Source organism: Dokdonia ponticola (genome assembly GCF_042653865.1).
GTDB classification, from domain to species: Bacteria; Bacteroidota; Bacteroidia; order Flavobacteriales; family Flavobacteriaceae; genus Dokdonia; species Dokdonia ponticola.
In genome coordinates, this window is record NZ_JBHSFV010000001.1 from 628,735 (window position 1) to 651,094 (window position 22,360).

Here is a 22,360-nt window from a genome sequence, read left to right on the forward strand (position 1 = left end):
GCCTGGCCAGCAGCCAGGGACGGGAATCTATCATCTAATATCTAAATCTAACTTAATTTACTTTTTACAATCTTTGCAACCGTACTTCCATCTGCTTTTCCAGCGACTTTTCCGTTTACTTGCCCCATGACTTTTCCCATATCTTTCATTCCTACTGCTCCAGTAGATGCAATTACGGCATCTACAATAGCTCCTATGGCATCTTCACTCATTTGCTCTGGAAGAAATTGCGCAATGACTTCTGCTTGTGCGAGTTCAGGCTCTGCAAGATCCAAACGATTTTGTTCTGTAAAGATTCTAGCGCTGTCTTTACGTTGTTTCACAAGCTTCTGTAATAATTTGAGTTCTTGATCTTCTGTTAATGCTGCTTTGGCACCACTTTCCGTTTGCGCTAATAATATAGCTGATTTTACAGCGCGCAAAGAGGTTAACGCATTTTGATCTTTTGCCTTCATCGCTTCTTTCAAAGCTGTCATTATAGCGGTTTGTAAACTCATGTTTTTTTTGCTTTCGCGAAAGCATATACATACGCCTTCTTATTTAGGACTGCGAAGATAAAAAAAGAAACCTAAAGGCTACGATATAAACAACAGGTTTCCTTAACAAAATTATCTCTAACCTCTTTTTGCAAGGATTCATAGTACGCTTTCGCGAAAGCGTAACCATTTTATGATAAATAATATGGGTAATGAAAATTTAAAATAGATACTAAGGATTGGTTAGATGCATTAAACCGATATGTTGGTAAAAGACGTCATACTAACATGTAACACACAGATAGGCGTTTGCAGAAAAGCCTTTAAAAGAGTATGCAATCACTTTAAAAATCAAGAATTATGAAAAAACTTGAAAGTTTAGAAAACAGCAAATTCAAGTCTAAGGAGCTTAAGAATCCTGGACATTTTGTAGGAGCGACTAGTCAAGCTGATGGATCTACATCTGCTTATACTACCTACAGATCTACTCTAACTCATTGTCCTCCTCATGCTCCAATGACGGACCAGTGGACAGACAAGAGGTATGATTATGATCAGGTACCTCATGATGAGGTGTCGATGTAGTAGAAATGTAATATTCATTTCAGGAAGGAGTACACATATGTTGCTCCTTCCTTTTTAAAACATTAAATGATGATCTTAATTAAATCAAACGAACAGGATTACTCTACAACGCAAGTCATAAAATGGTTACAGTATTTAGAAAAACCCTATCTACGTATTAATGATACAACGCCTATAAATAACATCACTACTCATAGGGATGATATTTCTATCACTACGCCTACGGCTTCATTTAACACAAAAGATATCAAACGCTATTGGTATAGGCGAGGTGCGTGGGCTTCTACTCAGCCAGGTGCTTTAGGGAGTATAAAAGAACGATGGCTGTATCGCTATCTTAAGTACTTTACAAAAGAAGCAGAAAAAGATATTGTAGGGCTTATAGAAAGTGAGTTAGGAAGCAATGCTCTCAATACGTTCTTAAATTCATCAAACATCAATAAAACAAAAGTTCTAAAGAGTTGTAGAGCACTAGGTATTGCTGTACCTGAAACTATTGTCACAAATACAAGAGCAGAGGTGACTGCCTTTATACAAACCCATGGAGATGTGATCACAAAAGCAGTCAATAATATAGATCCTAATATAAAAGGGGAATGTTTTGTTGATGTGACCACAAAACTAATTACCCTAGACACTGTTGATCAACTACCTGAAAAATTTCACATAAGTGTTTTCCAAAAACTTGTAAAAAAGCAATTTGAGATACGCACTTTCTTTTTAATAGATCGGTTTTACTCTATGGCTATTTTTTCTCAAAGTGACGATCAAACAAAAGTAGATTTTAGAAATTATAATTTCAAAAAACCAAATCGTGTCGTGCCCTATAATCTTCCTATGAAGGTAGAGAGTAAATTAAGAAAATTACTAGCTGAGTACACCTTGAAAAGTGCCTCATTAGATCTTATTTACTCGGAAGAGGGAGAGTATATCTTTCTAGAGATTAACCCTATAGGACAATACGACATGGTGTCTGTTCCTTGTAATTATTATTTAGACCTTGAAATAGCAAAAAACTTATAACGATGGAAGAGGAAGATAAAATTATAGATGCGTTTAAAGCAAAAATGAAAGAAGATCCAGAACTTTTTGAAGCCATATTCTTCTTATCAGAATTTAGCATTAAGAAGGCACTTCTTGAAGAAATGGGGCATCTTAAAATGATCCCATTAAAAAAATATGATACCGAAAATTTCCCTGTAGATTCTAAATATCCAAAATCAATTTCGAGATGTTTCAAATAAACCAACATAACCAATCAAAATACGTATGCCTTTTTGCTTCTTGCTTACTTACCAAAGGAGAAAACCGAGCATTGCTTTCTGATACTCAAAGAGGAACTTTTGAGCTTATTCCTAATGATATGGTAAACTTTCTTGAACATACACAACACCATAGCATAGGAAATATTTTTACAATGTATGGTGAGAGTAATAAAGACATTTTAGAATCTTATATAGACTTTTTGCTACGAGATGAATATATTTTTCTAACTGATGAAGAAACCCGAGAACACTTTACTCCATTAAAAAAACAGTGGAAATCACCGCATATCATATCAAATGCAATCATCGATATTTCTTCATACAGTGACACTGCAACATACTATGACACTGTTATAAAACAACTGGATACATTACGTTGTCAAGCCCTACAAATTAGGTCTTACACGGTATTAACCATAGATCAAATAACACACCTTGTCACATCTATAACAGACACATGTATTGAATCTATAGAATTGTACACTCCCTATGCTGAGCCTTTAACTCCACAGACACTTAATAATTTGTTTTATGAGCATACAAAGATGGCCACTATTATTTTACATAGCGCTCCTTACACAAATGATATAGAAATCGTCAAAGGATTATCCACTATACATTTTACAGAAGAGACGCTTGCTAGTGAACAATGTTGTGGCATTGTTTCTAAAAAATATTTTAACCCAAGTAAGGATATGTTTATGGAATCTCAATTTCATAATACCTGTCTAAATCGTAAGATTTCTGTAGATAAAGATGGGTTTATAAAGAATTGTCCTTCTATGAGAAGCCATTATGGTCATTGTTCGCAACATACCTTGCAAGAAGTAGTTCTCACTGAAAAGTTTAAAGCACTAGGAAACATCACAAAAGATCAAATAAGCATCTGTAAAACGTGCGAATTTAGGCATGTATGTACAGATTGTAGGGCGTACACAGAAGACCCGTCTGATATGTATTCAAAACCTCTAAAATGTGGATACAACCCTATAACCAACGAATGGGAAGAATGGAGTACTAATCCGCTTAAACAAAAAGCGATTACTCACTATGGATTACACCAACTCGTAAAATCATAAAAACAACTTGAAGCAATTTCCTTTTTACAAGCAAGCAGATTTTAAGGATTGCGGTCCCACCTGTTTAAAAATCATAGCAAAGCATTATGATAAGGTCATACCTATCCAAAAGTTAAGAACCTTAAGTGAAACAACCAGAGCTGGGAGTCACCTTATAGGAATAAGTGAGGCTGCAGAAAAGATAGGTTTTAGAACTCTTGGGGTAAAAATAACATTAGAAGACCTAAGAGATGCCCCCTTGCCTTGTATTCTTCACTGGAATAAAAATCATTATGTTGTACTATACAAAATTAAAAAAGACACCTTTTATATTTCAGATCCTGCTCATGGATTATTAAAATATAACAAACAGGACTTTTTAAAAGCTTGGCTTGGACCCAATGTTCCTGAAGATGCAGAAGAAGGAATTGCATTACTCATAGAGCTTACACCTAGGCTCCATGAAAACGAATATGATGAAAAACAAAACAAAATAGGTGTTTCATTTATCTTACAGTACTTAACGCGTTACAAATCTTTTCTTTGGCAACTTGTCTTAGGGCTTGTAGGAGCAAGTATCCTACAGTTTATTTTTCCTTTTCTGACACAAAGCATCGTAGATATAGGGATTAAAAATTCTGATATTCATTTCATTTATTTAATCCTATTTGCACAATTGGCACTCTTTCTTGGGAGAACAGCTATTGAGGTTGTCCGAAGTTGGATATTATTACATCTAAGCACACGAATCAACATCTCCTTAATTTCCGATTTCTTTATCAAGCTCATGAACCTTCCCATTGCTTTTTTTGATGTGAGAATGACAGGAGACATCATGCAGCGTATCAGTGATCATAGCCGGATAGAACGTATCTTAACTACTTCTTCACTCAACGTACTGTTTTCTGTGCTTAACCTTTTTGTATTTAGCATTGTATTAGCATACTACAACCTAAAAATATTTGCTGTTTTTATCTCAGGAAGTATCTTATATTTTGTATGGATCACATTATTTCTAAAAAGACGCGCCGATCTAGATTACAAACAGTTTTCACAGGTGAGTCAAGAACAAAGTAAAGTCATAGAACTCATTAATGGTATGCAGGAGATTAAGCTACACAATGCAGAAAAACAAAAGCGTTGGGGATGGGAATTTATGCAAGCACGTCTATTCAAATTATCCATTGAAGGTTTGATATTAGAGCAATATCAAAATGTAGGTTCTGGTTTTATCAACGAACTTAAAAACATTTTGATTACCGTCTTATCTGCTACTTTGGTGATTGATGGTGAGATTACAATTGGAGTCATGCTTGCTATTTCCTATATCGTAGGGCAACTCAATTCCCCTATTAGTCAACTTATCTCATTTGTAAGAGAAATTCAGGATGCAAAGATTGCTTTAGATCGTCTCTCAGAAATTCATAGTAAGGAAGAGGAAGATACTGTCACAAAAGAACAAATTAATACAATTACTTACCCCACCAACTTCAACTTAAAAAATGTTTCTTTTAGATACGTAGGTACTTCTGAAAATGTATTGGAAAATTTAAATATTTATATCCCTGAAAAAAAAGTAACTGCCATTGTTGGAACAAGCGGTAGTGGAAAAACTACGCTCATTAAATTACTCCTGAAATTTTACGAGCAGCAAGAAGGGATTATAAAAACAGGAAATGTTGATCTTAAAAACATTACTCCTAGCACTTGGAGAAGCCGTTGTGGAGTTGTCATGCAAGAAGGGTATATTTTTAATGATACGATCGCCAATAATATCGCAGTGGGAGAAGACTTTATTGATAAAGATAAACTGATTAAAGCTGTTGATGTGGCTAGCATAAGAGACTTTATAGAAAATCTACCTTTATCCTACAACACCAAAATAGGCAACGAAGGAGTAGGCATTAGTACAGGCCAGAAACAACGCCTGCTTATTGCTAGAGCTGTGTATAAAGACCCAGAGTTTATTTTTTTTGATGAAGCCACTAGTGCACTAGATGCAAACAATGAAAGAGTTATTATCAAAAATCTAGAGTCCTTTTTTAAGGACAGAACCGTACTTATTGTAGCACATAGACTAAGCACCGTAAAAAGAGCCGATCAGATTATTGTTTTAGACAAAGGCCACATTACAGAAATAGGAGATCACGAATCCCTTATAGAAAAAAAGGGTGATTATTACCACCTCGTAAAAAATCAATTAGAACTCGGAAAGTAATGAATGACCCTATCAAAAACATCAAACTCAGAAGTGAAGAGGTTCAAGCGATTCTCACCAAAGTACCTCATTGGATGATTCGTTGGGGAAGCGGTATTTTTGTATGCATCATTATACTCCTTTTAATACTAAGTTGGTTTATATCCTATCCCGATATTGTAAATGCCGAAGTAATGCTTACGACAGAAATTCCTCCCCAAAAAATCTATGCACAAAAAAGTGGTAAGCTAGAAGCGTTATTAGTTAAAGATAATGATACTGTTTTTGAAGGACAACTATTAGGTGTTATTGAAAACACCGCTAATTATCAAGATATCTATACGCTCAAAACCATACTTGATACCATCCGTTTTGAAAATAACACCGTACACTTCCCAATAGACGAATTACCTATTTTATTTTTAGGTGACGTAGAAGAAGCATATACGGCTTTTGAGAATCAATACATCCTGTATCATTTAAACAAGAAATTACATCCCTACTCCTATGAAGTCATCGCTAATGAAACTTCCTTATCTGAATCAAGGTCACAATTACAAAACCTACAAGAGCAGCAAAAACTAAAACAGCTAGAACTTATTCTTAAGAAAAATGAGCTTTCGCGAAAGAAAGTTCTATATGAAAAAGGCGTTATTTCTTCTCAAGAATATGACAATGATCAATTAGAATACTACAGCGTAGAAAGAGAAATGCAAACGTTTACCAATACCATTTCCCAAATAAAAACATCTATAAGTAACGGTAGAAAAACATCTATTGGTACAAAAATAAATAAAGAAAAAGAAGAGATGCTCATGTATAAAAATGTAGTTCAAGCCTATAATTACCTACAAAAAAGCATCAGATCATGGGAATTACAATATGCATTAACCTCTGATATCTCGGGAAAAGTGACTCTTATGAAATATTGGAAAGCAAATCAAAATATCACACAGAATGATTTGGTTTTTACCATCATCCCCACAGAAAACATACCATACATAGCAAAATTAAGCACACCCCCTCAAAATGCGGGTAAAATTAGGGTTGGTCAAAAAATAAACATCAAACTATTTAATTATCCAGACGTCGAATATGGCGTATTAGAAGGTACTATTCTTAAAATATCCCAAGTCCCTGACCAAGAAGGAAACTATCTTATCGATGCTAGCGTACATAAAGACTTGATTACTTCTTATGATAAAAAACTAACGTTCACACAAGAAATGCCTGGAGAAGCCAGTATTATTACAGAGGACCTGAAATTGCTAGATCGCTTTTTCTATAACTTTAAAGAAATAACAAAGCGTCAATAAACTAAAAAAGACAGATCATAAAAAACCTGACAGCTATCAGATAACTATCAGGTTGTAAGATTAAGTTGATTTTTTTATTAGTCTACATTATCGTGTAAAAAAGAATTATTGCTACGTAATTGTATGTCTTCATTATCATCTGTAGATAATGTGGTACGAGATAGATTCCCTTCTTTTCCTGGTGCTTTTTCATCAAGGTCAATTCCCATACGCTTGTATGCAGGTTGTTTTTCTATATCCTCAATACGCGATTGGTTATGATGAAATTTATAATTGAATTCCTTCATCTTACGCTTACGCTCTGCAGCACGATCTACCAGAATTTTTGAAATAGGACTATTCATAGGATCTACTTCATCATCATTCTTATCTTCTGTTACTGTCTCGTCTGGTGCTACTGTTTTTTTCTCAAAAACAATCGTTTCTTCTTCTACCTGTAAACCATCAACGTCACTAATTGCCTTTGCCGAAGAGAGACTCTCTTCTACTTCCATATAATCTTCTAAGCTATATCGTTTTTCTCCTTCTGTAGAAAGCTCTGTTACAGGTATAATCTCTATAGGATCTTTAACTTCTATTTCTGCAAGCTCTTCGTTCAATTCAAAAAGGACAGGTGCCTCTACAACTTCTTCTTTAACAGGAGCAGCTTCCTCTTCGTTAATTGGCATGTCAAAAGATAACATTCCTGTTGTTTCTTCTTGAACTGGTTTAGCTACTTCTGTAGGAGTCACCTCATCACGAATAGTCGTATCTATAATTTCAAAATCATCTTCAGAAATAGCAAGCACCTCTTCATATACAACATCAATATCTCTTATAATATCTGTAGTCGGAATCATTTTGAGATCTGTATCTTCTTTTCTAACAGGTATAGAAGGCTTATCATCAATATCATCTAAATCTAAGGTATGCACTATTTTTTCTGGCACGACTACTTTTTCAACTTCTGGAATAGAAGGCGTTTCTTGAATTGTCGCATTCGGCATCAAATCATGTTGTGCTTTTTGCTCTTCTTCTAACGTATGAATAATTTTCTTAGACTCTACATTTACAATATCATCTTGTTGCTCTACATTAAAACCCGTAGCGATGATCGTTACAGAAATAGCCTCTCCCAAGGATTCATCTTCACCAACACCCATAATAATGTTTGCGCTATTTCCTGCCTCTGCTTGAATATGATCATTAATCTCTCCTATTTCATCAATCGTAATCTCGTCACTTCCAGAAACAATAAGAAGTAATACATTCTTTGCGCCCGTAATTTTATTATCGTTCAATAACGGAGAATCTAATGCTTTTGTAATGGCTTCAAAAGCACGGTTTGTTCCACTTGCCGTTGAACTTCCCATAATAGCAGTTCCGCTATTACTTAATACTGTTTTTGCATCTCTAAGGTCAATATTCTGCGTGTAGTGATGTGTTATTACCTCAGCGATCCCACGAGAGGCTGTCGCGAGTACTTCATCGGCTTTACTAAATCCTGCTTTAAAACCAAGATTTCCATACACTTCTCTTAGTTTGTTATTATTGATAACAATAAGGGAATCTACTTGCGCTCGCAAACGATCGACTCCTTTTTGAGCTTGCTCATTACGCATTTTACCTTCAAACTGAAAAGGAATGGTCACAATCCCTACGACCAGGACGTCCATTTCTCTTGCCATTTTTGCAATGACAGGTGCTGCTCCAGTACCTGTTCCTCCACCCATACCTGCAGTGATAAAAATCATTTTGGTATTGGTGCCGAGCATTTCTTTAATATCCTGCCCACTTTCAATCGCTGCTTGCTCTCCTACATCAGGATTTGCTCCTGCCCCTAGGCCTTCAGTCAGGCCAACACCTAATTGGATTTTAATTGGTACTGTACTATTTTCTAACGCTTGTGCGTCTGTATTGCATATCACAAAATCTACTCCTTTTATTCCTTGCTGAAACATGTGATTAATTGCATTACTACCTCCCCCACCTACACCAATAACCTTAATCACGTTACTTTGGTTTTTTGGTAGATCAAATGTAATTCCATCAAATTCTGTCGTACTCATATTTTTGATTTTAGCCCCTTTATTACTTTTTATTTCTGTGTCCGCTTTCGCGAAAGCGTATATCTCTTTAATTTATTTTATACAACTAGTATCGTGTCTAGCTATTTTCTACTCTGCATTATCTAAAAAATCTTTAAACTTCTCTGCCCAACGATCAAAAATGCTCTTCTTTGGTGCACTAGGTGTTTGCTTCATCTCTTTAACAATAGGCTCTGTAGCTTCTTCTCCTTCTGTATCCTTCAGCGTATCTTCTACCTCTTCTACGTGGGTATTAAACAACCCTTGTTCAAGGCTATTCATAACCAATCCGACAGCTGTTGCAAACATCGGACTTGTGGTCTCAGCATCACTATCACCTGCTAGATGCTCGTTTGGATATCCAATACGCGTATCCATTCCTGTAATGTACTCTACCAATTGTTTAAGGTGTTTTAACTGAGAACCTCCTCCTGTTAAAACAATTCCTGCAATCAGTTTTTTCTTTTGCTCTTCGTGCCCGTAATTTTTTATTTCTAAATATACCTGCTCAATAATCTCTACGACTCTTGCATGTATAATTTTAGATAAGTTTTTTAATGTAATTTCCTTAGGATCACGACCTCTAAGACCTGGTATAGAGACGATCTCATTGTCTTTATTTTCTCCTGGCCAAGCAGATCCAAACTTTATTTTAAGAAGTTCTGCTTGTTTTTCTATAATAGAGCATCCTTCTTTAATATCTTCTGTAATCACATTTCCTCCAAAAGGAATCACGGCCGTATGGCGTATAATTCCATCTTTAAAAATAGCCAAATCCGTAGTTCCGCCTCCTATATCAATAAGTGCAACTCCAGCTTCTTTTTCTTCCTGACTTAACACCGCATCTGCAGATGCTAAAGGCTCTAAGGTGATTCTATCTAAATTTAATCCTGCGCTTTTCACACAACGACCTATGTTCCTGATAGACGCCACTTGCCCCACCACTACGTGAAAATTAGCCTCTACTCTTCCTCCATACATCCCGATAGGCTCCTTGATCTCACTCTGCCCATCTACCTTATATTCCTGCGGTAAAACATGAATAATCTCTTCTCCTGGAAGCATTACCAATTTATGCACCTGATTACATAAAGCATCGATATCTGTACTATCAATAACAGCATCTGCATTAGATCGTGTGATGTAATCACTATGTTGTAAACTACGTATGTGTTGTCCTGCAATCCCAACAACTACATCTTTAATTTTAATTCCTGAAACATTCTCTGCCTCTTGAACAGCTTGTTGCACAGATTGTATCGTTTGGGTAATATTATTGACAACACCACGATGTACTCCTAAACTTTTAGATTTTCCAATCCCTAAGATCTCAACTTTATTGTACTCGTTGTAACGACCTATCATAGCCACAATCTTCGTGGTCCCTATATCTAATCCTACTGCGATATTTTGCTGTTCCATATTGCTATCGTTTTGAGTTCTCATTTACATGTTTTTAAATGTAAACCCATGACCCCCTTATCTCTTTTTACAAACTACCTGATTTGTATACTTAAGATTAATAAGTTGGTACATATCAAGTGTTTTATCTTTTTGTGCTTTCTGGTAGAAAGCTTTATAATTTGTAAGCTTATGTTCTAAGCTTGCTACGTCTCCTAGTAAAATCTCATAGTCCAATTTTCTAGGAATAAGTGTATACTGATTGCCTTTTTGTTTACGAACCCCAATTATATGTTTATTTAAAAATGCATCATTTTTTATATACAAGATTAAGGATGTTACTGTAGGAATATCTTTTTTTTCAATTCCATTGACAATGGGTACTCTCGCCGAAAAATTCTTAGAGAGCGGCATTTCTTCTCCATCTTGATCTAGATAAAATGACGTAGCACCATACACACGAGCGATGGGCTTTCGCTGCTCAATAGCGACTCCCACTGTTCCTGCCATGGTTACATAAACATCTGCACTTTTGATGGTTGGATGCGAAGTCACTCGCTTCTCCATCTCATTCAAAGCTAATTTTTCTTTAGGCATACCCGTAACCTTGCCTTTACTTTGTATTAACAATTTATCAACGGTTTCTCTAGTAACAAAAGGAGTACTTTCATCATCAAATTTTATAGCCACTTTATCCACCAATCGCGCACTGTTTCGTTGTGATGCAAATGCGTATAATAGCACTGTCACTAAAAGTAATCCAGAAAACCGTATGTAATTCCAGTTAATGCGCATGTTCAAAAAATTGCGTTACTTTTATGATTTCTACTCCTATATCTCCAGCACCCATCATCACAACTACTTTTTGTGGTGCCTTTGCTATTTGTTCTATTAAATCTTCTTTAGTTATTAATCGTTTTTTAGTTTTTTTTATTTTCCCTAACAACACCTCACTTGTGACACCCTGAATCGGTAATTCTCTGGCAGGGTAGATATCCAGTAAAAAGACTTCATCAAATTTTGAAAGTTGCATGGCAAAATCATCCATAAAATCTTGTGTTCTACTAAATAGATGCGGCTGAAAAACAGCCAGCACTGGCGTATCTGGGTACATTTCTGTAACACTTTGATGTACTGCGGCGATTTCTGTAGGATGGTGTGCATAGTCATCTATCAGTACGCGGTCTTCAGTTTTTATACGATACGTAAAACGTCTATTAACTCCAGAATAACTAAATAAAGCCTTGGGAAGCAAGCCGGTCGGGGAACCATATAGCATTGCCATACCCAAAGCTGTTATTGCATTAGACAGATTATGTCTGCCAGGCAGGTTAAATTGCATTTGAGAAATCACCCCATCTGGGTGTTTAAAGTCAAAATGGTAGGCACCATTTTTTACGGTTATATTTTGTGCACTATACAATGCGTCATCTTCTATGCCAACTGTCAGCCCTTCGAGCGGTAATCCATTTTGGATAAACAGCTTTTCTTTCGACACGAGATTTCCAAATTCTTTGAAGGTGTTTTCTAAGGTCTTTGCATCCCCATAAATATCCAAATGATCTGCATCCATAGAAGTAATACACGCAATATTGGGTCTCAATTGTAAAAAGGATCGATCAAATTCATCAGCCTCCACCACAATCACCCCATTACCCTTCTGGATCAAGTTGCTGTTATAATTGTTGGTAATCCCACCCACAAACGCCGTCACTGGCGCACCTGTTTCGGCTAGTAAATGCCCTAGTATACTAGAGGTCGTTGTTTTCCCATGCGTACCCGCTACAGCTAGACTATAATGAGCATTTGCAATCATTCCAAGGACTTCAGCTCTTTTTTTAATGGTGTAACCGCTTTCGCGAAAGCGTACCAATTCACCAAAATCTTTAGCCACCGCAGGCGTGTATATCACGAGCGTATGTGCAGGCTCAAAATGGGCATCTACACGATCTCCTTGATCTTTAAAATGAACCGCGATCCCCACTTTTTCTAAAGAGCGAGTGACATCACTAGGTGTTTTATCATATCCTGAAACGGTTTTCCCACGTTCGTGGAAATAAAACGCCAACGCACTCATCCCGATCCCTCCGATCCCGATGAAATAAAAATGCTGTATGTCTTTTAATCCGTTCATATATGTGTTTTACATTTCCGTGAAGACGGAAATCTTATACTACTTTACTGTTATACTATTTTATAACCTTCGTATACGTTATTAATTCCATATCATTTTGATCAAAAAGACGTAAGTCTCCTGAATCACTCAACTCATAATACCAACCAAAAGGATCTTTCTCTATGGTATATATTTTTGAATCTGTCCCCGATTGTATAAGTTTTTGGAGTCTACCTCTTGATTTCTTATACACAGCAGCATCAGACATTTTTATAAATTCAAAAGTGCGTTTACCCTTTTCTCCTTTGATAGATTCTATAAACCAACTGCCTATGATATTTTCTTCTGTAAGTTGACGTAGCTTTTTCGCTTGCTTAAAGGCCACCTCTAACTGAGAAATCACAAACCCTCCTGTTGATTTATTGAGCTTCTCTACTAAATAGGGATATCTCTCTTCTTGCCCAAATACGGAATAATCATAAAACACATATGCAAAACTTTCCAATGGATAGGAAGGATACCCTATATCATGTATGACTCCCTTCATCTCTGCACATTTTACAATTACGGGCCAGTAAGCAAGATGTGCATCCTTATTAAAGTTATGCGATAAGGCCACTACAGGCACAGCACCTTTCTGTAAGTACGATTCTTTACCTGGTACTTCAAAAAGGAGTGCTACACGTATCATATTACTTATGGAAATAGAATCATAAGTGGCTATATCTCTCTCATCCAATAATACCTTCTGATCGATTCTTTCTAACTCTTTCCAATACGCATCAATTTCTTCTTGTGTTCTTAAGTTTGAAATTTCCTTCCCATACATATCAGCAAGGCTAGGCGTACAACTTGTTAGCATCCCAAGACCTATAAAAACTACTATGTAATGTAATAACCTCATTCTATTTGCTATATTCTAATTTTTACGTTATTCTTTATTCCCTACTAGGCAACAACTTCTCTACCTCATCTACAATATGTTTGGTGGCATCTGGTAAGGCTAATGCTTTTATTGCAGTACCTAATGCTTCTCTTTGCTCTTTATCTTGGAGCAAAAGTTCCAATTCGGTTTCAAATTTTTCATCTAACTCATTTTCACGAATCAATACCGCTGCATTTTCTGCGGTGATCGCAAGTGCATTTTTAGTTTGATGATCCTCAGCAACATTCGGCGACGGAATAAAAACAGTCGCTTTTCCCACAATACACAATTCAGATACCGATCCTGCTCCAGCTCTTGAGATGATAATATCTGCGGCTGCATACGCCAAATCCATTTGATCGATAAACGCCATGACTTGCACACTGTTAGAAGCAAGGTGTTTGTATTGCTCGTAATAAAACTTACCCGTTTGCCACAACAGCTGAACGTCATGTTTTGCAAAAAAATCAAGTTGCTTACCTACTAATTCGTTGATGGCTCTAGCCCCCAAACTTCCACCTATCACCAAGACTGTTTTCTTGTCTGAGGACAACCCATATTTTGATAGTGCTTCTTCTCGTTTACTAGCAATGGTCAACAAGTCATCACGAACGGGATTGCCTGTTTTTATGATTTTATCTTCTGGAAAGAAACGATCCATCCTATCATAAGCAACACATATTTTCTGTACGCTTTTTGATAATAATTTATTGGTAATTCCTGCATATGAATTCTGTTCTTGAATCAGCGCTGGAATTTTTTTACTGGTGGCTTTTTTTAATAATGGTCCACTTGCAAATCCTCCTGTTCCAATAACCACATCTGGTTGGAAACGTTTGAGAATTTGATTTGATTTCCTCAGACTACTTAATAATTTAAAAGGAAATTTTAGATTCTCAAGAGATAGTGATCGCTGGATTCCTGAAATCCAAAGTCCTTCGATTTTAAAGCCAGCTTGTGGCACCTTTTCCATTTCCATACGATCATTGGCACCCACAAAAAGAAACTCCGTATCTGGATATCTTTTTTGAATTTCGCGCGCAATGGCAATCGCAGGGTAAATATGCCCTCCGGTTCCGCCGCCTGATAATATGACTTTATAAGGTCTCACTGAGTATATCTAATGGGTTTAAATCTTCTTCTTTTTCTGTGCTTTTATCCACCGCCTGATCCCGTTTTGCACTTACACTTAATACAATCCCTATCGCAAGGCAGGTCATCCATATCGAGGTTCCTCCACTACTCACGAGTGGAAGCGTTTGTCCTGTCACGGGAAACAACTCCACGGCTACTGCCATATTAATAAGCGCCTGAAATACAATAGGCATTCCCACCCCTATCACTAATAATTTCGCAAATATGGTTTCGGCTTTATGAGCAATAACTGTTATTCGGAATAACAACAACAAATACAATAACATTAAAAACAATGCCCCCACAAGACCAAATTCTTCTACAATAATCGCATAAATAAAATCTGAAGAGGATTGTGGCAAAAAGTTTTTCTGTACACTTTTTCCAGGTCCAAGTCCGATGATCTGACCGGAAGCTATGGCTATTTTTGCTTTTTCAATTTGATAATCAGCATCAGCGTCGACTTCATCACTTGCAAAATTCTCTACCCTACTAATCCATGTATCTACCCTGTTTGGGAATACTCCTGGAAATGCTTTGGCTATGAGCACAAAAAAGAGCAATGCTACAATACCTGTAGCGATTATGATTCCTAAATACTTTAAAGGATATCCTCCTAAAAATACCAGCGTAATAATCATTAAAAACATAATGGCTGTCGTCGAAAAGTTGGCTGGTAAAATCAATGCGAGTACAACACCCACTGGAAGCCACAACGGAACCAGTGTTTCTTTAAAGGTGATCGTTTTATCTTTGATTCTAGAGAGGTAACGTGCCACATACACCATTAGTACCACTGCAGCAAGGGTAGATGTTTGAAAACCAACTCCCATAAACGGAATCTTAATCCAACGGGCTGCATTAGCCCCAGAGACTGTGGTTCCTTGAGCGAGTGTAATGATGAGTAACAAAATAACCAATGGCAAGAATATAACAGAGAGCCCTTTAAAATAATGATAGGGTATTTTATGAACGCCGTAAAGCATCGCAAAACCTAACACAAGGTGCATCCCATGTTTGATCAAAAAACGCAACGTATTTCCATCACCCCGTATGTAAGCGAGGTTACTTGCGGCACTGTATACAGGCAAAAAAGAAAACAATGCCAAAAGGGCGACAATAGCCCAAATGGCTTTATCTCCTTTTAAACCTGCGAATATGTTTTTTGCGTTAGACATATATTCATTTCCGCACTTCGATTACACTCAGTGTAAACTCCGGCAGAAATCTCATTATTTATTACTTAATCACTTTTTATATTATTTTCTATTGTATTGACAAACGTCAAAACACGTTGATAAACTTAGTCTGACACTGTTTATTTTTGCTTTCGCGAAAGCCTATACACCCATTACAGATTACGTACTGCATTTTTAAACTGGCGCCCTCTATCTTCATAGTTTTCAAATAAATCAAAGCTGGCACATGCTGGAGATAATAATACGTTATCACCTTTTTCTGCAACCTTATAAGCAATCTTCACTGCCTCTGTCATGGATTGTGTTTCGATAATGATATCAACCATATTCCCGAAATGACTCATCAGTTTTGTATTATCAACACCAAGGCAAATAATCGCTTTTACTTTCTCATTTACCAAAGGATATAAATCACGATAATCGTTTCCTTTGTCTATACCTCCAACAATCCATACCGTGGGCGAATTCATGCTATCTAGCGCATAAAATGTAGCGTTTACATTGGTTGCTTTACTATCATTTATATACTTTACATTTCCTATTTTAAGGACCTGTTCTAGTCTATGTTCAACCCCTTGAAAACCTTCTAAGCTCTCACGTATCGTTGCTTTTCTGATGTTTAAAAGGTTGGCTACAGTAGCTGCTGCCATGGCATTTTTTGTATTGTGTTGTCCTTTTAATGCTAATTTTTGGGCTGTCATAGTAAATTGGTTATTATCTGTATTTATATATATAATATTGTCTTCTAAGTAAGCGCCAACTTCCAATTTTTGATGAATTGAAAATGGCAGTAATTTTGATTTTACTGGATGTTTTTCTAACCAGTCTGTGATCACAGGATCATCGGCATCATAGATTAAATAATCATCGGGGGTTTGATTGATCGCGATTTTAAACTTGGCCGCGATATACTTTTCAAACTCATACTCATACCGATCTAAATGATCAGGTGTGATATTGGTAATAATTGCAATATGCGGTGCAAAATCGACCACCCCATCTAGTTGAAAACTACTGATCTCTAACACATAGGTATCCATAGTCTGTTGTGCCACCATTTTTGCAAAACTGTCTCCTATATTCCCTGCAATACCCACATTACTATTGGCTTGCTGTAATAAATACCCTAGCAATGAGGTCGTGGTTGTTTTTCCGTTACTCCCAGTAATCCCAATGAGCATGGCATCTGTATAGCGTGCTGCAAATTCTATCTCAGAAATCACAGGAATACCATGAGCCATAATACTTTTTACAATAGGCGCTTTATCAGGAATTCCAGGGCTTTTCATCACTACCTCAGCTTCCAATATGCTTGCTTCCGAGTGCCCTCCTTCTTCCCAGATAATATCAAAATCTGTCAGAACTTTTTTATAGGTTTCTTTTATTTTACCGAAGTCAGAAACCAAGACTTCATATCCTTTTTGTTGCGCAAGAATTGCTGTGCCCACGCCACTTTCTCCTCCTCCTAATACGACCATTTTCTTTTTCATTTTCGCGAAGGCGGAAATCTCACGCTCTTTATTTACTTTAGTTATATTCAACTCTATTTATATTCTTTCTTTACACGCTTTCGCGCTCCTGCATGCCGGCAGGCAGGAGCGTACTTATCTAATTTTTAATGTTACAATTGTCAGAATCGCGAGTAAGATGCCTACAATCCAAAATCGAGTAACAATTTTACTTTCATGAATTCCTTTTTTCTGATAATGATGATGTAATGGTGACATCAAAAAAATGCGTTTTCCTTCCCCAAACTTCTTTTTTGTATACTTAAAATAGCTCACTTGCATGATCACCGATAGGTTTTCCATTACGAAAATACCTCCGAGTATAGGGATTAGCCATTCTTTACGAGTAGCAATGGCTATTACGGCAATGATCCCACCGATCGTAAGGCTTCCTGTATCTCCCATAAACACTTGTGCGGGATAGGCATTATACCATAGGAATCCAATAAGAGCTCCTACAAAAGCAGTGATAAAAACCACCATCTCACCACTACGAGGGATATACATCACATTGAGGTAATCACTAAAAATGATATTACCAGAAACAAAAGCAAACAGCCCCAATGTAAGAACAGCTATAGCAGATGTTCCTGCCGCGAGTCCGTCGATACCATCGGTTAAGTTGGCAGCATTCGATACTGCTGTGACAATAAGAATGACAATCGGAATAAAAATAATCCAGGCATATTTTGTCCAGTTTGGATTGATCCAAGTAAGTAGCTTTGCATAATCCAACTCATTATCTTTTACAAAAGGAATGGTTGTTTTAAGGCTTTTTTCTTCTTTTTCAAATTGTGTGATTTCAGGACCTTCTGTTACCTCTACTTGTTCTGTTCCTTGTGTAATTTTACGCTCCTCCTTAATCGTGATATCCGAATGAAAAAACATGGTTGCCCCCACAATAATTCCTAAACCTACTTGCCCTATGACTTTGTACCTCCCTGCAAGACCATCTTTATTCTTCTCCATTTTCTTCTTGTAATCATCTATAAAACCGATGATTCCCATCCAAAGCGTTGTTATCATCAATAGAATAATGTAGATATTGTCCAACTTTGCAAATAAAAGTACAGGAACTATGGTGGCTAGAATAATAATAAGTCCACCCATAGTTGGCGTACCAGCCTTTTCAGATTGACCAGCAAGACCTAAATCCCGTATAGTTTCTCCCATTTGCTTTCGTTGTAAAAATCGAATAATGCGTTTTCCATAAATGGTAGAAATAGCCAATGACAATAAAATAGCCATCGCTGCTCTAAACGTACTAAACTGAAACAATCCTGCACCAGGTAAATTATAGGCTTCATCCAAGTATTTAAATAGATAGTACAGCATTATTTTTCTAGTTGTTTTAGGGTTTCTTCTACAATTTTATAGTCATCAAAATCAAAGCGTTCACCTTTGATTTCTTGATACGTCTCATGCCCTTTGCCCGCAATCAAAATGATATCATGAGGATTTGCGAGTTGGCAGGCTGTTTTTATCGCTTGTTTTCTATCGGATATGGATAGTGTTTTTTTATAGTGCAAAGGCTCAACCCCAGCTTCGATTTCTGCGATGATCGCATTGGGATCTTCACTCCGCGGATTATCACTAGTAAAAATAGTTTTGGTACTTAATGCCGAAGCAATATGTCCCATTTTAGGACGCTTTGAAGTATCCCTGTCTCCACCTGCGCCAACAACTGTAATCAATTGCTCATTTTTAGTCCTGATATCATTAATAGTTTCCAACACATTTTTTAAGGCATCGGGCGTATGGGCATAATCTACAATTGCCGTAATATTTCCTTTTGAAATCAAATACTGAAAACGCCCACTGACACTCTCTAGCTGACTCAATAACTGTAAGTTTTCAATCGGTTCTAAACCGAGTAATTCGCCTGTGGCATAGATCGCTAATACATTGTATGCATTAAAAGAACCTATTAATCGCACCCACACCTCTTGACTGTTTATTTTAAGTAGCAATCCTGACAGCTGATTTTCTAAAATTTGAGCTTTAAAATCGGCAACGGTTTTTAAGGCATAAGTGACAATTTTAGCTTTGGTGTTTTGCACCATGATAGAGCCATTCTTATCATCAATATTGACAAGCGCAAAGGCCTCTTTTGGTAACTCATCAAAAAACTTCTTCTTCACATCTCTGTACTCAGCAAAAGTCTTGTGATAATCTAAATGATCGTGGCTAAGATTGGTAAATATCCCTCCTGCAAAATGTAATCCTTCGGTACGTTTTTGATGAATTCCGTGAGAACTCACCTCCATAAAACAGTACTCTACACCTGCAGCATTCATGGCCGCCAGGTATTTATTAATCGTTAATGAATCTGGCGTGGTATGCGTAGCTTTAAATTCTTCTCCCGCAACCATTATTTTCACCGTAGAAAGTAACCCTACCTTATACCCAGCCTTTTCAAAAAGTTGATATAACAAGGAGGCTATGGTTGTTTTCCCATTGGTTCCTGTAACACCTACTAGTTTTAGATTACGAGACGGATTTTCATAATAATTAGCTGCTATCACGGCAAGCGCCGAAGCACTATCGATCACTTTTACATAGGTAACCCCATGTATGATTTGCGCAGGTAATTCTTCACAGATAACTGCAATAGCACCTTGTTCTACTGCTTTTATAATGTATCTATGACCATCACTCTGCGTTCCCCTTACAGCAACAAACACATCATTTAATGCGACTTGCCGAGAATCGAAATGCACATTTGTAATAGCGACACTAGTGTTACCCACGACACTATCGATGGGAACTTTATATAATATATCTTTGAGTACTATCACAGTAATTCTAGGGTAATCGTTTGGTTTTTTACTAATTTTTCTCCGGGTTGTATGGATTGCGCGCTCACTTTTCCGCTTCCGCGAAAGCGAACATTCAACCCTACATTTTCTAACAGTGCAATGGCATCCATTCCGCTCATTCCTTTCACATTAGGAATGGTTTTAGGGTTACTATTTACCTTTTTGTAATACGCCTCATAATCATTCTCAATAGTCTTAGAATTTTCTTTTGCGAGAATTACCTCATCTACAATTGGAGTATCTTTATAAATCTTCTGAGCAATCTGCTGAAACACAGGTGCCGCTACAATATTTCCGTAATACCCTATTGATTTTTCTGGTTTATGTATGACTACAATACAGGAGTATTTAGGCTTGTCTGCTGGAAAATACCCAGCAAATGATGAGATATATCTACCAGATTCTATCCAATATTCCACTTGACAGGTTCCTGTTTTTCCAGCCATAGAAAAATCTGGACTATAAATATTTTTTGCCGTCCCACGACGCACAGTATTCTCCATCATTGCTTTCACAGCATTTATAGTCGATTGCGAGGCAATTCGGGGATTAATCACTTCTTTTTCAAAAGTCTCTACGGTAACATCCCATTCCTTTACTTGTTTGATAAAGCGCGGCTTGACCATTTCTCCATCATTGGCAATGGCATTATAAAATGTAAGTGTTTGTAATGGGGTAAGCTCGACTCCATAGCCAAAAGCCATCCATGGCAAAGTAGTTCCATACCAATCTTTATCTCCTGGATAGGGGAAATCTGGCACCCCTTCGCCCTTTATTTCAAGACCTAGCTTTTCGTTAAGCCCCATATTAAAGAGTCGGTCGACAAATTTCTTTGGATTTTTTGCATAGGGTTCATTAATCATTTTCGCGAAAGCGGTATTACTACTCAGCTCAAACGCTTTGGCAACGCTTATCTTCCCATACCCCCCTCGTTTAGAATCAATAGCTGTACGGTCATAAAATTTAACACGTCCGTTTTCGGTATCAATGACTTGACTGGTGTCAATCACCTTGTCTTCTAGTGCCGCCACCATCGCCATAAGCTTAAATGTACTTCCGGGCTCATGCGCCTCACCTACTGCATAATTAAGACGCTCATAATATTTCCCCTCCGAGGTACGACCCAAATTAGAAATTGCCTTGATTTCTCCTGTGGAAGTTTCCATCACCACCACACACCCATGATCTGCTTTAAACTTTTCTAGACTTGCCAACAATGCGTTGTGAGCGATATCTTGTATATTGACATCAATGGTCGAAATTACATCATACCCATCACGAGGCTCTATGATGTTTCCAACACCGATAGGTTTCCATTCGCCTTTGGCAATTTTTTGTTTTAAACGACGTCCTTCTTTTCCTCTTAGGTAATGACCATAAGCGCCTTCAAGTCCTACACGTGTGTAATAGCCACTATCATCTTTACGCTCATAACCCACGGTACGCTCTGCCATTTTATCTAAAGGATGCTCTCTTTCGGTATGCTCCTCTATGATAATCCCGCCTTTAAACTGTCCTTTATTAAAGAGTGGCAATGATTTTATTTGGATATACTCACTGTAACTAAGATCACGCGCAACAAATAAGTATCTATTTTTGGTAGCACGTGCTTTACGAAGGCGTTCTTGATAGTAATTTGGAGATTTTCCTAAAAGATCTGACAAGCCTTTACTAAGCCCTACGACATGTTCATTAAAATGATTATCTGACGGAGAAACTGCGTCCCATCGTACATCATATTTTATAACCGATGTTGCGAGCAAACTCCCATCACCTGCGTACAAATTACCTCGTGTAGCTGGAATGGTCACCATCTTTTCTGTAGCAGTGGTTGCCATCTCTCTATACTTAGCTCCCTGAAAAAACTGGATAGCAATGAGTTTATACGTTACAAGAAGTGCGAAGATGAACATACATCCTGCCACAAAATACAAACGGTTTAATATGTTCTTCTCGTTGATTGCCATTGTATACCTACTCTTGCTTTGCTTTTACTTTTATTTTTTGAGGCGGTGTGGTTGATGGTTGCACCCCTCGCGGCTCCATTTTACGCGCCACATTACTTTCTATTTTTAATTTCCAGAGCTTTAATCGCGCATCTACTGATTCACTACGCAACTCTTGCACTTTTTCTTTGAGTCTTGCAATCTCATGCACTTTCTGATCGGCTCGATGCGAACTCGCAATCATAATTAAGGCCAGTACCGAAAGAAAAATAATCATACGCCAATTCTTAAAAGCCTCTTCATCGACGAGAAACTTCCCCTTGAGTATGTTATTTATTTTACTTTTCAT

At 37.1% G+C, this 22,360-nt stretch carries 19 protein-coding genes; 6 read left to right on the forward strand and 13 right to left on the reverse strand.

Annotated features, from left to right (window positions below; genetic code table 11):
* Positions 1-47 precede the first annotated feature (47 nt).
* The gene (locus tag ACFO3O_RS02935) at positions 48-497 is read right to left on the reverse strand and encodes a GatB/YqeY domain-containing protein (RefSeq protein ID WP_379977006.1); all 450 of its coding nucleotides are present in this window, start codon (positions 495-497) and stop codon (positions 48-50) included.
* 339 nt (positions 498-836) lie between these two features.
* Here ACFO3O_RS02935 and ACFO3O_RS02940 point away from each other — a divergent pair, with 339 nt between their 5' ends.
* The 6 genes from ACFO3O_RS02940 to ACFO3O_RS02965 all read left to right on the forward strand — a co-directional run bounded on the left by ACFO3O_RS02940 (position 837) and on the right by ACFO3O_RS02965 (position 6,897).
* On the forward strand, positions 837-1,061 hold the full coding sequence (locus ACFO3O_RS02940; RefSeq protein WP_379977007.1) for a hypothetical protein: 225 nt from the start codon (positions 837-839) through the stop codon (positions 1,059-1,061).
* Positions 1,062-1,127: 66 nt separating this feature from the next.
* Complete coding sequence (gene gwsG / locus ACFO3O_RS02945; protein ID WP_379977008.1) at positions 1,128-2,084, forward strand: grasp-with-spasm system ATP-grasp peptide maturase; 957 nt, start codon at positions 1,128-1,130, stop codon at positions 2,082-2,084.
* 2 nt (positions 2,085-2,086) lie between these two features.
* Entirely contained in the window at positions 2,087-2,305 is a 219-nt protein-coding gene (locus ACFO3O_RS02950) for a hypothetical protein (protein ID WP_379977009.1), read from the forward strand.
* A complete protein-coding gene (gene gwsS / locus ACFO3O_RS02955) occupies positions 2,293-3,405 on the forward strand; it encodes a grasp-with-spasm system SPASM domain peptide maturase (protein ID WP_379977010.1) in 1,113 nt (370 codons plus the stop codon). The genes ACFO3O_RS02950 and gwsS overlap by 13 nt, the downstream gene beginning before the upstream one ends.
* Positions 3,406-3,412: 7 nt before the next feature.
* Positions 3,413-5,602 carry a peptidase domain-containing ABC transporter gene (locus ACFO3O_RS02960; protein ID WP_379977011.1) on the forward strand — a complete coding sequence of 730 codons (2,190 nt, stop codon included), beginning with the start codon at positions 3,413-3,415 and terminating at the stop codon, positions 5,600-5,602.
* Positions 5,602-6,897, forward strand: a complete 1,296-nt coding sequence (locus tag ACFO3O_RS02965) for an HlyD family secretion protein (protein WP_379977012.1) — start codon at positions 5,602-5,604, stop codon at positions 6,895-6,897. The genes ACFO3O_RS02960 and ACFO3O_RS02965 overlap by 1 nt, the downstream gene beginning before the upstream one ends.
* 77 nt (positions 6,898-6,974) lie before the next feature.
* Here the strand turns inward: ACFO3O_RS02965 and ftsZ are convergent, their stop codons facing one another.
* From ftsZ to ACFO3O_RS03025, 12 genes are all read right to left on the reverse strand, one after another.
* Positions 6,975-8,945, reverse strand: a complete 1,971-nt coding sequence (gene ftsZ / locus ACFO3O_RS02970; protein ID WP_379977013.1) for a cell division protein FtsZ — start codon at positions 8,943-8,945, stop codon at positions 6,975-6,977.
* A 108-nt stretch (positions 8,946-9,053) separates the two neighbouring features.
* Positions 9,054-10,385, reverse strand: a complete 1,332-nt coding sequence (ftsA, locus tag ACFO3O_RS02975) for a cell division protein FtsA (RefSeq protein ID WP_379977241.1) — start codon at positions 10,383-10,385, stop codon at positions 9,054-9,056.
* 57 nt (positions 10,386-10,442) lie between these two features.
* Entirely contained in the window at positions 10,443-11,159 is a 717-nt protein-coding gene (locus tag ACFO3O_RS02980; protein WP_379977014.1) for a cell division protein FtsQ/DivIB, read from the reverse strand.
* Positions 11,149-12,498: a UDP-N-acetylmuramate--L-alanine ligase gene (gene murC / locus ACFO3O_RS02985; protein WP_379977015.1), complete on the reverse strand. Its 1,350-nt coding sequence runs from the start codon at positions 12,496-12,498 to the stop codon at positions 11,149-11,151. Before murC ends, ACFO3O_RS02980 begins: the two co-directional genes overlap by 11 nt.
* Positions 12,499-12,553: 55 nt before the next feature.
* Positions 12,554-13,384 (reverse strand): hypothetical protein, encoded by an 831-nt coding sequence (locus ACFO3O_RS02990; protein ID WP_379977016.1) that lies wholly within the window; start codon positions 13,382-13,384, stop codon positions 12,554-12,556.
* A gap of 34 nt (positions 13,385-13,418) precedes the next feature.
* On the reverse strand, positions 13,419-14,516 hold the full coding sequence (murG, locus tag ACFO3O_RS02995; protein WP_379977017.1) for an undecaprenyldiphospho-muramoylpentapeptide beta-N-acetylglucosaminyltransferase: 1,098 nt from the start codon (positions 14,514-14,516) through the stop codon (positions 13,419-13,421).
* Positions 14,503-15,717: an FtsW/RodA/SpoVE family cell cycle protein gene (locus ACFO3O_RS03000; RefSeq protein ID WP_379977018.1), complete on the reverse strand. Its 1,215-nt coding sequence runs from the start codon at positions 15,715-15,717 to the stop codon at positions 14,503-14,505. The genes murG and ACFO3O_RS03000 overlap by 14 nt, the downstream gene beginning before the upstream one ends.
* Positions 15,718-15,890: 173 nt before the next feature.
* The gene (gene murD, locus ACFO3O_RS03005; protein WP_379977242.1) at positions 15,891-17,228 is read right to left on the reverse strand and encodes a UDP-N-acetylmuramoyl-L-alanine--D-glutamate ligase; all 1,338 of its coding nucleotides are present in this window, start codon (positions 17,226-17,228) and stop codon (positions 15,891-15,893) included.
* A gap of 114 nt (positions 17,229-17,342) precedes the next feature.
* Entirely contained in the window at positions 17,343-18,581 is a 1,239-nt protein-coding gene (gene mraY / locus ACFO3O_RS03010; RefSeq protein ID WP_379977019.1) for a phospho-N-acetylmuramoyl-pentapeptide-transferase, read from the reverse strand.
* Complete coding sequence (locus tag ACFO3O_RS03015) at positions 18,581-20,044, reverse strand: UDP-N-acetylmuramoyl-L-alanyl-D-glutamate--2,6-diaminopimelate ligase (protein ID WP_379977021.1); 1,464 nt, start codon at positions 20,042-20,044, stop codon at positions 18,581-18,583. Before ACFO3O_RS03015 ends, mraY begins: the two co-directional genes overlap by 1 nt.
* Positions 20,041-22,032 carry a penicillin-binding protein gene (locus ACFO3O_RS03020; RefSeq protein WP_379977022.1) on the reverse strand — a complete coding sequence of 664 codons (1,992 nt, stop codon included), beginning with the start codon at positions 22,030-22,032 and terminating at the stop codon, positions 20,041-20,043. Before ACFO3O_RS03020 ends, ACFO3O_RS03015 begins: the two co-directional genes overlap by 4 nt.
* A 7-nt stretch (positions 22,033-22,039) precedes the next feature.
* Positions 22,040-22,360 (reverse strand): FtsL-like putative cell division protein, encoded by a 321-nt coding sequence (locus ACFO3O_RS03025; RefSeq protein ID WP_379977023.1) that lies wholly within the window; start codon positions 22,358-22,360, stop codon positions 22,040-22,042.

What these genes read in the sequence shown, in the direction of transcription:
- ACFO3O_RS02935 (WP_379977006.1), bottom strand. Translation starts at nt 497, where the DNA reads ATGAGTTTACAAACCGCTATAATGACAGCTTTGAAAGAAGCGATGAAG.
- ACFO3O_RS02940 (WP_379977007.1), top strand. Translation starts at nt 837, where the DNA reads ATGAAAAAACTTGAAAGTTTAGAAAACAGCAAATTCAAGTCTAAGGAG.
- gwsG (WP_379977008.1), top strand. Translation starts at nt 1,128, where the DNA reads ATGATGATCTTAATTAAATCAAACGAACAGGATTACTCTACAACGCAA.
- ACFO3O_RS02950 (WP_379977009.1), top strand. Translation starts at nt 2,087, where the DNA reads ATGGAAGAGGAAGATAAAATTATAGATGCGTTTAAAGCAAAAATGAAA.
- gwsS (WP_379977010.1), top strand. Translation starts at nt 2,293, where the DNA reads ATGTTTCAAATAAACCAACATAACCAATCAAAATACGTATGCCTTTTT.
- ACFO3O_RS02965 (WP_379977012.1), top strand. Translation starts at nt 5,602, where the DNA reads ATGAATGACCCTATCAAAAACATCAAACTCAGAAGTGAAGAGGTTCAA.
- ftsZ (WP_379977013.1), bottom strand. Translation starts at nt 8,945, where the DNA reads ATGAGTACGACAGAATTTGATGGAATTACATTTGATCTACCAAAAAAC.
- ftsA (WP_379977241.1), bottom strand. Translation starts at nt 10,385, where the DNA reads ATGGAACAGCAAAATATCGCAGTAGGATTAGATATAGGGACCACGAAG.
- ACFO3O_RS02980 (WP_379977014.1), bottom strand. Translation starts at nt 11,159, where the DNA reads ATGCGCATTAACTGGAATTACATACGGTTTTCTGGATTACTTTTAGTG.
- murC (WP_379977015.1), bottom strand. Translation starts at nt 12,498, where the DNA reads ATGAACGGATTAAAAGACATACAGCATTTTTATTTCATCGGGATCGGA.
- ACFO3O_RS02990 (WP_379977016.1), bottom strand. Translation starts at nt 13,384, where the DNA reads ATGAGGTTATTACATTACATAGTAGTTTTTATAGGTCTTGGGATGCTA.
- ACFO3O_RS03000 (WP_379977018.1), bottom strand. Translation starts at nt 15,717, where the DNA reads ATGTCTAACGCAAAAAACATATTCGCAGGTTTAAAAGGAGATAAAGCC.
- murD (WP_379977242.1), bottom strand. Translation starts at nt 17,228, where the DNA reads ATGAAAAAGAAAATGGTCGTATTAGGAGGAGGAGAAAGTGGCGTGGGC.
- mraY (WP_379977019.1), bottom strand. Translation starts at nt 18,581, where the DNA reads ATGCTGTACTATCTATTTAAATACTTGGATGAAGCCTATAATTTACCT.
- ACFO3O_RS03020 (WP_379977022.1), bottom strand. Translation starts at nt 22,032, where the DNA reads ATGGCAATCAACGAGAAGAACATATTAAACCGTTTGTATTTTGTGGCA.
- ACFO3O_RS03025 (WP_379977023.1), bottom strand. Translation starts at nt 22,360, where the DNA reads ATGAAAAGTAAAATAAATAACATACTCAAGGGGAAGTTTCTCGTCGAT.